Source organism: Streptomyces sp. NTD107, from assembly GCF_059510435.1.
Genome location: NZ_JCAJZV010000047.1, coordinates 1 through 529, shown reverse-complemented (window position 1 = coordinate 529; position 529 = coordinate 1). Strand labels below are relative to the sequence as shown.

Genomic DNA, 529 nt, shown 5'->3' with positions numbered 1-529 from the left:
CTGCTCGAAAGGGTGCTCAGTGGACTTCGCAAGCTCTAGCGGTGCGGGCCGTTCGGCTCCTTCCCGTTCCACTACTTCTGCGAAGATTGTCGTCGCGGGTGGTTTTGGTGTGGGGAAGACCACGTTTGTCGGTGCGGTGTCGGAGATCAATCCGCTGCGTACCGAGGCGGTGATGACGTCCGCGTCGGCGGGTATTGATGATCTGACGCACACCGGTGGGAAGACGACCACGACGGTGGCGATGGACTTCGGTCGTATCACGCTGGATCAGGATTTGATTCTGTATCTGTTCGGTACGCCGGGGCAGGATCGTTTCTGGTTCATGTGGGACGACTTGGTGCGTGGTGCCATTGGTGCGGTGGTGCTGGTGGATACGCGTCGTCTGGCGGATTGTTTTCCGGCGGTGGATTACTTCGAGAACAGTGGTCTGCCGTTCGTGATCGCGTTGAACGGGTTCGACGGGCATCAGCCGTACTCTCCGGAGGAGGTGCGGGAGGCGCTCCAGATCGGCCCGGACGCCCCGATCATC

General features: G+C 60.7%; 1 protein-coding gene. It reads left to right on the top strand.

Annotated elements, in window-relative coordinates; translation table 11 throughout:
* Positions 1-19: 19 nt before the first annotated feature.
* Positions 20-529, top strand: a 510-nt coding sequence (locus AC5WRL_RS28105) for a GTP-binding protein (protein ID WP_496091500.1), incomplete at its 3' end; no start/stop codon positions are given.